The 14,532-nt window shown below is 39.2% G+C and carries 10 protein-coding genes; 6 read left to right on the top strand and 4 right to left on the bottom strand.

The window, feature by feature from the left end; all coding sequences use genetic code 11:
- Positions 1 to 137: 137 nt before the first annotated feature.
- From dapA to BS34_RS0106775, 4 genes are all read left to right on the top strand, one after another.
- Positions 138 to 1,019, top strand: a complete 882-nt coding sequence (dapA, locus tag BS34_RS0106790; RefSeq protein ID WP_038126304.1) for a 4-hydroxy-tetrahydrodipicolinate synthase — start codon at positions 138 to 140, stop codon at positions 1,017 to 1,019.
- Positions 1,020 to 1,081: 62 nt separating this feature from the next.
- Complete coding sequence (bamC, locus tag BS34_RS0106785; RefSeq protein ID WP_029407780.1) at positions 1,082 to 2,203, top strand: outer membrane protein assembly factor BamC; 1,122 nt, start codon at positions 1,082 to 1,084, stop codon at positions 2,201 to 2,203.
- Between the two features lie 88 nt (positions 2,204 to 2,291).
- Positions 2,292 to 6,161, top strand: a complete 3,870-nt coding sequence (gene purL, locus BS34_RS0106780) for a phosphoribosylformylglycinamidine synthase (protein WP_029407779.1) — start codon at positions 2,292 to 2,294, stop codon at positions 6,159 to 6,161.
- A 231-nt stretch (positions 6,162 to 6,392) separates the two neighbouring features.
- Positions 6,393 to 8,306: a 5'-nucleotidase C-terminal domain-containing protein gene (locus BS34_RS0106775; RefSeq protein WP_029407778.1), complete on the top strand. Its 1,914-nt coding sequence runs from the start codon at positions 6,393 to 6,395 to the stop codon at positions 8,304 to 8,306.
- Between the two features lie 229 nt (positions 8,307 to 8,535).
- Here BS34_RS0106775 and BS34_RS0106770 read toward each other — a convergent pair whose 3' ends face one another.
- From BS34_RS0106770 to ettA, 4 genes are all read right to left on the bottom strand, one after another.
- Positions 8,536 to 9,006, bottom strand: a complete 471-nt coding sequence (locus BS34_RS0106770; RefSeq protein ID WP_158660986.1) for a hypothetical protein — start codon at positions 9,004 to 9,006, stop codon at positions 8,536 to 8,538.
- A gap of 246 nt (positions 9,007 to 9,252) precedes the next feature.
- Positions 9,253 to 9,744 carry a DsrE family protein gene (locus BS34_RS0106765; protein ID WP_029407776.1) on the bottom strand — a complete coding sequence of 164 codons (492 nt, stop codon included), beginning with the start codon at positions 9,742 to 9,744 and terminating at the stop codon, positions 9,253 to 9,255.
- A 77-nt stretch (positions 9,745 to 9,821) separates the two neighbouring features.
- Entirely contained in the window at positions 9,822 to 10,733 is a 912-nt protein-coding gene (locus tag BS34_RS0106760) for a GGDEF domain-containing protein (protein WP_029407775.1), read from the bottom strand.
- Between the two features lie 3 nt (positions 10,734 to 10,736).
- On the bottom strand, positions 10,737 to 12,407 hold the full coding sequence (gene ettA / locus BS34_RS0106755; protein ID WP_029407774.1) for an energy-dependent translational throttle protein EttA: 1,671 nt from the start codon (positions 12,405 to 12,407) through the stop codon (positions 10,737 to 10,739).
- A gap of 250 nt (positions 12,408 to 12,657) precedes the next feature.
- On the opposite strand from ettA, the gene glyA reads away from it, so the two are divergent.
- Positions 12,658 to 13,929, top strand: a complete 1,272-nt coding sequence (gene glyA, locus BS34_RS0106750) for a serine hydroxymethyltransferase (protein ID WP_029407773.1) — start codon at positions 12,658 to 12,660, stop codon at positions 13,927 to 13,929.
- Between the two features lie 133 nt (positions 13,930 to 14,062).
- Entirely contained in the window at positions 14,063 to 14,527 is a 465-nt protein-coding gene (gene nrdR, locus BS34_RS0106745) for a transcriptional regulator NrdR (RefSeq protein WP_029407772.1), read from the top strand.
- Positions 14,528 to 14,532 lie beyond the last annotated feature (5 nt).

The raw sequence follows: 14,532 nt of genomic DNA, 5'->3' as shown, positions 1-14,532 counted from the left end.
ATTCAGTAATAAATAAGAAAGCTTAAACATGATGTTTGGCTACAGAGGGATAAGGGGAATATTTGGTTGAAGTGTGGGGTTGGAAAGGGTAATATTACATTTTTTATACGACTGTAAAATGAATGGAGAAATTCACCGTGTTTAGAGGCAGTATGGTGGCGTTAGTCACACCTATGTTAGAAGATGAAACTGTAGATTTTAACGCCTTAGAAAAATTGGTGGAATTTCATATAGCTTCTCAAACAGATGTTATTGTAGCGATGGGAACCACGGGCGAGTCTGCGACTTTAAACATGCAAGAACATTGTGAAGTTGTACGTTTTGTGGTTGAAAAAGTAAATGGTCGAATTCCTGTTATCGCTGGTACGGGCGCGAATTCTACTAGCGAAGCTATTGACTTAACGCAGTGTGCCAAAGATTCGGGTGCAGATGCTTGCTTGTTGGTAACGCCTTATTACAATAAACCAACCCAGGAAGGCTTGTATCTTCATTATAAAAAAGTGGCAGAAACAGTCGATATTCCACAAATTCTATATAATGTACCTGGTCGTACAGCTTGTGATTTATTACCTGAAACGGTAATTCGCCTGGCGAAAGTTAATAATATTATTGGTATTAAAGAGGCTACCGGTGAAATTAATCGAGTGGCTCAAATTAAAGCTGGTGTATCTGATGATTTTGATTTGTATACCGGGGATGATGCGTCAGCGGTAGATTTTATTTTAGCTGGCGGCCATGGTGGAATTTCAGTGTCAGCCAATGTAGTACCTAAACAACTTCATGATGTTTATGCAGCGGCATTAGCGGGGGATGAAAGTAAAGCTCGTGAGTTAGATGCACCATTGCAAGTAATTCATAAGGATCTCTTTGTTGAATCAAGCCCTATTCCCGTGAAATGGGCTGTAGCTGAAATGGGCTTGATAGGCTTAGCTATTCGTTTACCTCTTACTCCCCTTTCTTCAAGTTGTCAGCCGATTGTGCGTAAAGCTTTGTTAGAAGCGGGTGTCAATCTTAAGTAATTTAAATTTTTTTATTATCGAGACGAACTGATTAACGGTCTCCAATTAAAGGTAAAAGTTTTATGCGTCTTTATGCAAAAACGTTTGTATTAACTACATCTATAGCGACTATAAGTTTAAGTGGTTGTTCAACAATTTCGAATCTGTTTGGTTCAGATGGAAGCTACCGTGATAATGAAGGTAAATTAGTAAAAACGCTTGAGATACCACCAAATTTATTTAATCCCGCAAAACCTCAAACTGAGATGCCTTTAGCTTTGAAAAAAGCAGAGCAAGATGCGTTGGCTGAAAAAGATACTTATGACTATATTCCAAACTTTAAATCAAAAGGTTTAGCAATTAAAAATAACCTATCTGAACGTTGGATGGAGATTGACTCGACAAATAGTGAGCAAGTTTGGTCTAGTTTAAAACGTTTCTTTATTTCTAAAGGGTTTGGTATTGCTGAAGAACGTAAAGATATTGGGGTTTTAAAAACGGATTATTTGCAACGTACAGAGCTAGTTCCTTTAGATGATGTAGGTCCACTGACTAAAATGTTGAATAGCTGGCGTCCTGAATTGGCTGATGGCGTTTACGATAAATTTACTGCAAGGGTTGAATCTGATCCTAAAGATGGGGTTGTTAGAGTCTATATTAATCATAGTGAACTTTATTCTCCTGATGCAAATGAGGCACGTGAAATAGATCGCCAATGGCGTATCAAGCCTTATAATCCTGTTATGGAAGCACAAGCTTTGTATGAAGCGATGGTTTTCTTTGGTTCAAGTAGTGAAAAAGCACTCGCTCAATTGAAAGTCACTGAGCAAATGGTTGAGGTTGTAGAGGGTGAAGAACTTGAAGGCCTAGCCTTTAGAGCGAGTATGGACAAGAGTTGGAGTTATTTACAGGCGATGATTTATCGCGCAAGCTGGTCTATTGATAAGGTTAAGGCTTCAGCCAATGAAATGTGGGTTCAAGTACCTAAATCTGCTAAAGAAGATGATTCATTCTTATCGAGTTTAGCTTTTTGGCGTGATTCAGGTAAAAAAGCCTTACCTGATTTGTTAAAACTTAAATTAACGCAATCAGAAACAGATTCTGAAAAAGTTATCTTAACGGTTAGCTCACCAGAAGGTTCTGCACCTTTAAATGATAGCCAGAGACGTTATGTATTTGAAAGTCTGGGATTATTAACAAAATAATTAAAATAGTATTTTGCCCTCTTTAAAGAGGGCTTTATTTTTTATGAGACCTAATAAAATTTAGGTCTTTGTAGTAAGGGTCAAAAGTATGCAAGTAATCTGGGGTAATCCAGCTCATTCAGCTTATCGTTTAAATCAACTGTTAAATAAGCTTAAACAAGTCGGTTCAATTCAAAGTTTGCAGTCTCAATATGTCTATTTTGTAGATTTGGACGGTGAGCTAACAAGTACTGAATTATCGCATTTACAAGTTCTGTTAAATAATTCTGAAGAAGATAAAACCTCAACTTTGTCCAAAACGAGCTGTATTGTTACCCCGCGTTTAGGGACAATCTCGCCTTGGTCTTCAAAAGCGACGGATATTACTCATACTTGCGGTATTGAGCATGTTCATAGAATTGAGCGTGGAGTAGTTTATACGTTTGGTGGTGTGAGCGCGGAAGATCAAAAAGCGATGATTCCTATTGTTCATGATCGAATGGTTGAGCAGGTTTCTGTTGATTTTGAAACGCTTGAAGGTCTGTTTTCTCATCAATCGCCTAAGCCTTACTCGAGTGTTGATATTTTAGGCGGTGGCCGAGATGCATTGGCGGTTGCCAATACTGAAATGGGGTTAGCGTTAAGTGATGATGAAATTGATTACTTAGTTGAAGCTTTTGTTGGATTAAAGCGTAATCCTGTCGATGCTGAATTAATGATGTTTGCTCAAGCAAACTCAGAACATTGTCGCCATAAGATATTTAATGCAGATTGGACGATTGATGGTGAAGATAAGCCGAACTCTCTGTTTGGTATGATTCGAAATACTTATCAAAAGAACCCAGAAGGCGTGTTGTCGGCTTACAGTGATAACGCTGCAGTTGTTGAAGGTTATTCTGCCTCTAGATTTTTCCCTAATCCTGAAACTCGTGAATATGAAACGCATCCAGAAAAAGTGCATTTTCAAATTAAAGTAGAAACCCATAATCATCCAACAGCAATTTCTCCTTGGCCAGGTGCGGCTACAGGTTCTGGTGGTGAAATTCGTGATGAAGGGGCAACAGGTAAAGGCTCTAAGCCTAAGGTTGGTTTAACTGGGTTTACGGTTTCTAACTTAAATATTCCTGGCTTTAAACAGCCATGGGAAGCTGAATATGGCAAGCCGGCACGTATTGTAACGCCATTTGAAATCATGATTGAAGGTCCGCTTGGTGCGGCTGGTTTTAATAATGAATTTGGCCGACCTGCCATTAATGGTTATTTTCGTACCTATGAAAATGCCTATATAACCCATGATGGTGAAGAGGTTCGTGGGTATCATAAACCTATTATGCTTGCCGGTGGTTTGGGTAGTATTCGTGAAGAGCATGTAGAAAAGGGCGATATCCCTGTTGGGGCTAAACTGGTTATTTTAGGTGGTCCAGCAATGTTGATTGGTTTAGGTGGTGGTGCCGCCTCTTCTGTTGATACGGGTGCAGGTTCTGAAGCTTTGGACTTTGCTTCTGTGCAGCGTGAAAACCCAGAGATGGAACGTCGTGCTCAAGAGGTTATTGATCGCTGTACTTATTTAGGTGATGAAACGCCAATTGCTTCAATACATGATGTAGGCGCAGGTGGTATTTCAAACGCCTTCCCTGAGCTAGTAAATGATGCAGGAAAGGGAGGGCGCATTGATTTACGCTCTGTTCCAAACGATGAGCCTGGAATGTCTCCTATGGAGATTTGGAGTAATGAATCACAAGAGCGTTATGTTATTGCAATCCATCCCGATAAGATTGATCTATTTGAAGAAATTTGTAAACGTGAACGTTGTTTATATGCCATTGTAGGTGAAGCTACAAAAGAACAAGAATTGGTGGTAAATGACACCATCTTTGATAATAACCCAGTTGATATGCCATTAAATGTATTGTTAGGCAAGCCCCCTAAAATGCATAGAACGGCTGAAACTCGTCAGATTCCACAAGCTGGCTTTGAAACGGCTAATTTAGATTTTAATGATATAACCGAACGTCTTTTAAAGTTACCGACTATTGCCAGTAAAAACTTCTTAATTACTATTGGTGATAGAAGTATTACAGGCATGGTGACTCGTGATCAAATGGTTGGGCCATGGCAAGTTCCTGTCGCTGATGCTGCAGTAACTTGTGCGGATTACAATGGTTATACAGGTGAAGCAATGGCTTCTGGAGAGCGTCCTCCCGTGGCTCTAATTAATCCTAAGGCATCGGCGCGTTTGTCAATTGCTGAAGCGATTACCAATATCGCTTGTGCCAAGATTAAAAAAATGAGTGATATTAAAATCTCTGCAAACTGGATGGCAGCAGCAGGACATCCTGGTGAAGATTCAGCTCTGTATGATGCGGTTGAAGCGGTAGGTTTAGAGTTGTGTCCTGAACTTGGAATTGCCGTGCCTGTTGGTAAAGACTCAATGTCTATGAAGACCGTTTGGCAAGATGATGGTGAATCAAAAGCGGTTATTTCTCCGGTTTCATTAAATATTACGACTTTTGCTCCTGTTGAAGATGTGCGTAAAACGGTTACACCACAATTACGTACGGATCTGGGTGAAACAGAGCTGCTAGTGATTGATTTAGGAAAAGGTCAAAACCGTGTTGGAGCAAGTTGTTTAGCACAGGTTTATAATCAAGTGGGTGATGTTGCTGCAGACTTGGATAACTCAATAGATTTATTAAACTTGTTTAATGCTACGCAAGCAATGATAGCTGATGATTTACTGCTGGCTTACCATGATCGTGCAGATGGTGGTTTATTAGTTACGCTATTAGAAATGGCATTTGCAGGTCACTGTGGTTTGAATGTTGATGTAACAGCTCTTGGTTCTGAACCGGTAGCGGCATTATCTGCAGAAGAAGTGGGTGTGGTAATTCAAGTTAAAGTGGCTGACAAACCAAAGGTTGAAGCTATTCTTAATCAACACGCTCTCGGGTCTATTTCACATTGGATTGGGTCAATTGCAGAGAACGATCAAATTCAAATTGTGGCGCAGGGTAAAACCATGTTGGATAAATCACGTGTTGAACTTCAATCATGGTGGTCTGAAACCTCATACCGCATGCAAGCTCTGCGTGATAATGAAAATTGTGCTCAACAGGAATTTGATGCAGTTAAACATTCTGAGAATACCGAAATTTCTCCAGTAGTAAGCTTTGATATTAACGATGATATTACCGCTGAGTTTGCTGGTAAACCCAAACCAATGGTTGCGATTTTACGTGAGCAAGGGGTGAATGGTCAGCAAGAAATGGCAGCAGCATTTAATCGTGCAGGCTTTGATGCGATTGATGTTCATATGACAGATGTGTTGTCTGGAGAAGTTAAGTTTGCAGATTATAAAGGTTTGGTTGCTTGTGGTGGTTTCTCTTACGGTGATGTTTTAGGTGCAGGAAGAGGTTGGGCTAACTCCATTCTATTTAATGATACCGCTCGAGCAGAATTTGAGGCTTTCTTTAATCGTGATGATACCTTTACTTTAGGTGTTTGTAACGGTTGCCAAATGCTTTCAAATTTAAAAGAGATTATTCCTGGGGCTCAGGGTTGGCCTGCTTTTGTACGAAATGAATCTGAGCAGTTTGAAGCACGTTTCTCGCAAGTTGAAATTCAAGAATCGCCCTCTATCTTATTAAAAGGAATGGAAGGGACTCGAATCCCTGTAGCGATTGCCCACGGTGAAGGTCGAATGGATTTTGGTAAGGGATCTTCAAGTGATGTAGATGGCTTGGTTGGGGTTCGTTATGTTGATGCAATTGGCCAACCAACTGAAGCTTACCCATTTAATCCAAATGGAACAGAAGCGGGTATGACCGGGCTTACAACGCCTGATGGGCGTGTGACAATTATGATGCCTCACCCTGAACGTGTATTTAGAACCGTGCAAAACTCATGGCATCCAGACGAGTGGTTAGAAGATGCGCCTTGGATGCGTTTATTTAGAAATGCTCGTAAATGGGTTGGATAAATCGTTTTTCATTACTGATAAAACCTGCAAAATTCTAAACAGGTTATTTCAGAAATGAGTTAAGTAACAAAGTTGCTCATCTAGTTTATTAGAAAATCCTAATAAGTATTTTCTAATAGATGATAACTTTCCTTTATTTGACTTTATGTGGGCTACCACTTACATTTGTCAGACAAAATTTTAATGTCCTTGTAAAAACAGGGCGTATTTTTCATAAAAACGGAGAGACCTATGTCTTTAAATCGCCGCGAATTTCTTCATGTAATGTCAATGGCTGCAGCTGCAGGGATGTTACCTGGTACAGCTAGTGCAATGTCTGGTGGGGCTGATAAAGCTGCTGCTCTTAAGGCATCTGATGAGATTTATAACCAACCTATGAAAGGTAAGGTTCGTCTTTTACATATTACTGATACACATGCTCAGTTAAAGCCTATTTACTTCCGTGAGCCTAACGTAAACTTAGGTACAGGACCTGCTTTTGGTAAATTACCTCACGTTGTAGGTCATAAATTATTAAAAGAAATTGGTGTTAAAGAAAATACACCTCTAGCACACGCTTTTACTTACTTAAACTTCCAAGATGCTTCAATGCAGTATGGTAAAGTCGGTGGTTTTGCACATATCAAAACACTATTAGACAAGTTGCGTGAGCAAGCTGGTGGTCAAAATAATACTTTAACAATGGACGGTGGTGATTTATGGCACGGTTCAGGTACAGCGTTATTCACACGTGGTATGGATATGGTAGAAGCATCAAACCTTTTAGGTATTGATATCATGACTGGACACTGGGAATTCACTTATAAAGAAGAAGAAGTGCTTAAGAATGTTAACGCTTTTAAAGGTGAGTTCTTAGCGCAAAACCTTCGTATTAAAGAAGATTCTTTATTTGGTGACGAATATCGTGAAATGGTTGATGCAAACAATGGTACTGGTCTTTATGATGAAGATGAAGCTCGTGCATTCAAGCCTTATACCATTAAAATTGTAAATGGTGAGCGTATCGCGGTTGTTGGTCAGGCATTCCCTCGTACTGCTAACGCTAACCCTCAATCTAACTTCCCTGATTGGTCTTTTGGTCTTCGTGAAGATGCTTTACAAGAAACGGTTGATAAAATCCGTGAGAAAGAAAAAGTAGCGGCAATTGTTATGATTTCTCATAACGGTATGGACGTTGATATCAAAATGGCTTCACGTGTCAATGGTATCGATGCTATCTTTGGTGGTCACACTCATGATGGTGTTGCAAAAACAACTCCAGTTAAAACTCCAGAAGGTGGCGTATGTCACGTAACTAATGCCGGTTCTAACGGTAAGTTTGTTGGTGTTATGGATTTAGATATCGTTAAAGGTAAATTACGTGGTGTTGACTACAAGTTACTACCTGTTTTCTCAAATGTTTTAGAAGCAGATCCTGAAGTTCAGACTTACCTTGATCACCTATACACTAAAAAATATGATGAGAACATTATTGAATCACGTAACCCTGATCGTGCTGTAAATAAAGACCGTTTAGGTAAGACTTATGGTGAAATTATGGGTGAAGAGCTAGCGGTAGCAGAAGATACTCTATACCGTCGTGGTAACTTCATGGGGACATGGGATCAGATTATCGTAAACTCTTTACGTGAAGAGCATGATACTCAAATTGCTATGTCTGCCGGTGTTCGTTGGGGTACTTCAGTATTAGCTGGTGAAATGATCACTATGGAACGTGTTATGGATGAAACATCTATGACATATGGTGAGACTTATAAGTCAGAAGTAACGGGTGCAGCAATGAAAGATATCCTTGAAGGTATCTGTGAAAACCTATTCCAAAAAGACCCATACCTACAATCTGGTGGTGATATGGTTCGTTTGGGTGGTATGGACTATACTTGTGAGCCAAATGCTAAATTAGGTAGCCGTATCTCTGAAATGCGTCTAGATGATGGTACGCCTTTAGAAGCAAACAAAACTTATACGGTTGCTGGTTGGGCACAGGTTGAAGCTGTGGGCCAAGGTCGTCTAATGTGGGATGTTGCTGCTGACTACCTACGTAACCATAAAGGTTCAACTAAGCTTAAGAAAGTTAACCATCCTAAGCTTAAAGGTGTTAAAAATAACCCAGGTATCGAAGCATACCCAGGTGAAATGGCTTAATTTAAAAGCTATTTAACGCACCATAAAAAACCGGCTATACGCCGGTTTTTTTGTATCTGCTATTAAGATATAAAGTTAGAGAAATCTTGGCAAGAGTGTGGTAAAAAAGTTTCTTAGAGTTTGTCGAGGGCTAACTATTGTTGATTAATTGATTTTACCAGGCCTGGTAGTTTATGAAATTAAGAAGAAGGAAAATTAATAAGAGAAAGTAAGGAGAAGGGCAATAAGATTAAATATGACATAGTTGTTTATTAATTTTATGAATCGCTACGTTATTGCCTGCAAGGTCTTCGTATTGCACCACGACGTCTTTCTCTAAACCTTTGCTTTGAATGGTGTAAAAAAGGTCTGTTTTACAGTAGCTATCAATAATATCGAGCGTAAAGCTGTTTTGAAAGTTTACGCCATTAACTCGGCTTGCTGATTGAGCAATACCGTTAATAAGATTGCTATAGCAAATTTTTGGGTCATGGATGATTTGAACGATGATTTGTTGGTTTTTTTGAATGGTAGAAACTTCTTTAATACCAGGAATTGTATTGCTATGAAGTTGTTCTTTTAATGTACTGTTTAGATTATTTACTAAATCGTAGGTATTGCTCTTTATGGGTTTTTCAATATCACTATTATCATTTGCCATAATGGGTAATGAGTGTTGAATTAACGCCATAATAAGTATAGGTTTTAGTATCGATTTCATGTTTTATTAAAGGGTACATTTTTTAGTAAATTGTCTATTTATTATAGTGGGGGAGTAATCTGAAAGAAACCGGTAACAGTGAAATTTATGCTGAACTCAAGTATGTAGTAAGTATTTTGAATTAGCCTTTTTTAATTTTGAGGGCTACTATTTGACGGCTACTAAATAATCAGTTAATCAAAATCAACCAGGCCTGGTTGTTTCTTTTCACTTCCTTAAAATTAAGGAAGTGGTGTTTATATTTAATTATTGAACTTTAAGATAGGCATAACCTTCACTTTGTAAAATCGCGATTTTTGCCACTCCTGAAGGTGTAAATTCAATTCCTTTGTATACGTTACTTTGCGGTAAGCCAACTTCATCACGTGTTTTATCACATAACTCCACCTTAACACCGCGAACGTTAATTAATGCATCTAAACGACCTTTAAGTTCAGCTCGTCTATCCAAGAGAGCTTTATCAGCTTCATAAGGCGTGCCTTTTAAATTATCGTCTGTTGTAAATCGTAAGCCGTAACCTACAAAAACTAAATGCACATCGGCTTCCATTAATTCAGAATCATAGAAGTTTAAGATGTTATTAATTGAAGTTAAGGTGGCTGAATAACGCGTAGGATCTTTAAAATCTACATGATAAACCACTTTGGCACCATCATCTGCCGCTTGAGTCGTTAGAGGGAAAGCCATCAATAGGCTTAAGCTAAAAGCAGTAAAGCCTTTTAATATTGTTTTTAACATAATTTTTCTCCTAACTATAGTCAATAATAGAACTTGGATTCATGCCTTTATATTACGTTAGTACATTACTTAATACATTACATAATACGAGTAATATCACGAGTACCTTCGGCGGCTTGAATAGCTTCATTAACACGTTTAAATAATACTTGGCTGTCCTCTTCGTTGTTGCGTAATTCTGTGATACCTGCATGACTGGTTAAACAAGTGGTTTGACCATCTTCAAGTTTAATGGTTTGCGATGAGATGGTTTCTTGCGCAAGTTTTGCAATACGAAAAGCATCTACGGCTTTAACTTCAGGCAGCAGTATCATAAATTGGTCACAGCTTAGGCGTCCAATATAGCCCAGCTCTTTAACTACGTTTTGAATAGCGTGAGCGGCGGTTAGTATTGCTTTGTCACCCATTTCATGACCATGACCATCCGTTATACGTTTAAAGCAATCAAGATTGATTTTAGCTAATGACAGCGCCTTATTATTTAAGCGCGCTTTGTTGAGTTCTTCATCCACTAAACCTAAAAAGAAGTCACGGTTAAATAGGCTCGTTAGCGGGTCAGTAGAAGAGAGGTGTTCTATTTGCTCTTCCATATATTTACGGCTGGTAATGTTAATGGCTAACCAAATAACAGCAGGTTGTTCATAAGTTCCATCACTAACCGGATATACACGCGCTTCATACCATTGACCACCTTTAGGGCCGGCTTCAACACCTTCTACTTCATCATTTGCAAGTTGGTATTCGATTTCTTGCAATTGTCCTGAAGCGATGGCTCTTTGAACCACTTTTAAAAAGCGGTTAGCCATTTGTTCTGGTAATACTTGATGGTAGTTTTTACCTATAAGAGTTGAACCATCAGCATAAAGGTTACGAGCTTGTCCGCCAACAATATCTAGATAAGTTCCATCTTGACCCATAACAAAAATAGGGTCAGGCATTGCATTTGCAATAGCTTCTATATGGGAGGCTGTAGTAAGAATTTCAGTCATGCTCTAATCCTTTGAAATGGGCTTGTATTTAATTCTGTGAGGTTGTGCTGCATCTGACCCTTTACGGCGTTTTAAGTCTTCTTCATAATCGGAGAAGTTACCTTCAAACCACTCTACATGTGAATCACCTTCAAAAGCAAGCATATGTGTTGCAATTCTATCTAAGAACCAACGATCGTGGGAAATTACCACGGCACAACCTGCAAACTCAAGCAGAGCTTCTTCTAAAGCACGTAAAGTTTCAACGTCTAAATCGTTTGTGGGTTCATCTAATAACAATAAATTACCGCCACTGCGTAAAGTTTTAGCTAGATGTACTCGGTTACGTTCACCACCTGAAAGTTGGCCAATTTTCTTTTGTTGGTCTCCACCTCTAAAGTTAAAACGACTACAGTAGGCACGTGAGTTTACCTCCGTATTACCGACCATAAAAACTTCATCTCCTTCAGAGATTTCTTCCCATACCGATTTTTTGTCATTTAAAGCATCACGACTCTGGTCAACATAAGAAAGGTTAACCGTTTCACCAAATTCAATCGAACCACTGTCGGGCTGTTCTTGGCCGGTTAACATTTTAAAAAGGGTCGATTTACCTGCACCGTTGGCACCAATAATTCCAACAATCCCTCCTTGTGGTAATCGGAAATCTAAGTCGTCAATTAATAAGCGGTCTCCAAATCCTTTTGAGATATGGTTAACTTCAATTACTTTTTCACCTAAGCGTTCCGCCACAGGGATAAAAATTTCACTGGTCTCGTTACGTTTTTGAGACTCTTGACTGCTTAGTTCTTCAAAGCGAGTCATTCGAGCTTTAGATTTTGCATGGCGACCTTTAGCGTTAGAGCGCACCCATTCAAGTTCGTTTTTGATGGTTTTCATGCGAGCAGCTTCAGATTTGGATTCTTGTTCTAAACGTTTCTCTTTTTGATCAAGCCAAGAGGAGTAGTTACCCTCGTAAGGAATTCCTTCACCACGGTCTAATTCTAAAATCCATTGAGCGGCATTGTCTAAGAAATATCTATCGTGAGTAATGGCGACGACGGTTCCTGGGAAGTCCAGTAAAAAACGCTCCAGCCAAGCAATAGATTCTGCATCCAAGTGGTTGGTTGGCTCGTCGAGCAAAAGCATATCTGGTTTTTCTAAAAGCAGTTTGCATAATGCAACACGACGTTTTTCACCACCAGACAAGTGTGTAACTTCTGAGTCCCAGTCAGGTAATCGCAGAGCTTCTGCGGCAATCTCTAAGGTACGTTCAATATTGTGACCATCTTTTGCTTGAATAATATCTTCAATTTCGGCCTGTTTTTTAGCAAGGGCATCGAAGTCAGCATCTGGTTCGGCATAAGCAGCATAAACCGCATCTAGTTCAGCGAGTGCATCTTTAACTTCTGATACAGCTTCTTCGATATTGCCACGCACGGTTTTATTTTCATCAAGTTGAGGTTCTTGAGCTAAATACCCAATTTTAATGCCGGGTTGTGGTCGTGCTTCACCGATAATGTCGCTATCAATCCCTGCCATAATTTTTAATAGGGTTGATTTACCTGAACCATTTAGACCTAATACGCCAATTTTAGCGCCTGGAAAAAATGATAAAGAGATGTCTTTTAATATGTGTCTGTTTGGTGGAACCACTTTACCCACGCGGTTCATGGTATATACAAACTGAGCCATGTAATTTCCTAACTATGATTGATATTTGTTTTGTAAATGATATGTATAAATTTATTTTAAGAAACTTTAACTAAAAATAGTCATTATATAAAGCACAAAGCTTTATATCAGTGAAGATTTTATCAGATGCACTACATATAGTGGTTAAATGGTGGTTAATTGCTAGATTACATTTGGCTATTTGCTGTAAAAAAGGTAAAATCTTCCTCTTTGAAAATATTCGATCTTTTTGAAACGGAGAACCGTAAAAATGTTCACAAAATCAATGACCATCGCTGGCTATGACGATTTAATTGCGGATGCAATTAAAAATGAAGAAAAACGCCAAGAATCTCATATTGAGTTAATTGCATCTGAAAACTACACTAGCCCACGTGTTATGGAAGCTCAAGGTTCCTATTTCACAAACAAGTACGCTGAAGGTTATCCTGGTAAGCGCTACTATGGTGGTTGTGAATATGCAGATGTGGCTGAGCAAGCGGCAATTGATCGCGCTAAAGAATTATTTGGTGCTGACTATGCAAACGTTCAACCTCACTCTGGTTCTCAGGCAAATGCGGCCGTTTATTTAGCGCTTCTAGAAGCGGGTGATACGGTTTTAGGTATGAGCCTTGCTCATGGTGGACACTTAACTCACGGTTCTCATGTGAGTTTTTCAGGTAAATTATACAAAGCTGTTCAATACGGTATTGATCCCGTTTCAGGCAAGATTGATTATGATGAGGTTCAAGCATTAGCCAATGAGCATAAGCCGAAAATGATTATTGCTGGTTTCTCGGCCTATTCTCAAGTAGTTGATTGGGCAAAGTTCCGTGAAATTGCAGACTCAGTTGGGGCTTACTTGTTAGTAGATATGGCTCATGTTGCTGGTTTAGTTGCTGGTGGTGTCTACCCAAGCCCAGTTCCATTTGCAGACGTTTGTACGACCACTACGCACAAAACTTTACGTGGACCTCGGGGTGGTTTAATTATTTGTAAATCAAATCCTGATTTAGAGAAAAAGTTCAATTCAGCTATTTTCCCTGGTAGTCAAGGCGGGCCTTTAGTTCATGTAATGGCAGCTAAAGCGGTTGCCTTTAAAGAGTGTCTAGAACCATCTTGGAATAGCTATTGTGAAAACGTAGTAAAAAATGCCCAAGCGATGGCTAAAGTATTTATGTCGCGTGGTTGTGATGTTATTTCTGGTGGTACAGAAAACCACCTGTTCTTAGTCAGCCTGATTGAAAAAGGGTTAACCGGTAAATTGGTTGATAAAGCATTAGATGAAGCTCACATTACTGTTAATAAAAACTCAGTACCTAATGATCCAATGTCACCATTCGTTACTTCAGGTATTCGTGTAGGGACAGCAGCAGCGACTACTCGTGATTTTAATGAAGAAGATTGCACTAACTTAGCAACCTGGATGTGTGATGTTATTGATGCATGTGACCAAGAAAAAGAAACTTGGGATGAAGCCGTTATTGCTGAAGTACGTTCTAAAGTTTCTGCTTTATGCGAAGCTAAACCTGTTTATAAGTAAAGAATGCTAACTTCGGTTTGGATAATCAAACCGAGTTTAGCTTGTTTATGACTAAACAATGACTAAAAAACCACCAGGCCTGGTGGTTTTTTGGTTTTTAAAATTTAAAAAATGGTTTATTAGAGGAGTTTTTATGCACTGTCCTTTTTGTAATGCAGCGGATACAAAGGTCATTGATTCACGTCTGGCAACAGAGGGTGTTCAAGTTCGCCGTCGTAGAGAATGTATTCACTGCGGAGAGCGCTTTACCACCTATGAATCTGCTGAATTGTCTTTGCCTCGAGTGGTTAAAAGCGATGGGAATCGTGAGAAATTTGATGAGTCTAAAGTTCGTGCGGGGTTGATAAAAGCCCTTGAAAAACGTCCTGTTTCTAGTGATGCTATTGATCATGTGGCAAGCCAAATAACAAAACGTTTAATGTCTGAAGGAGTGAGGGAAATTCCTTCTTCGCAATTGGGTGAATGGGTAATGGACTCTCTTCGTGAGCTAGACCAGGTTGCCTATGTTCGTTTTGCTTCTGTGTACCGTTCTTTTCAAGATGTGAATGCTTTTAGAGAAGAGATAGAGCGTTTGGTAAAAGTCACTACAGCCAAATAATTTAG

The sequence above is a fragment of the Thiomicrorhabdus sp. Milos-T2 genome (assembly GCF_000702325.1).
GTDB lineage: Bacteria > Pseudomonadota > Gammaproteobacteria > Thiomicrospirales > Thiomicrospiraceae > Thiomicrorhabdus.
Note: the sequence above shows the minus strand (reverse complement) of the source record. Positions and strands in the feature narration are given on the sequence as shown.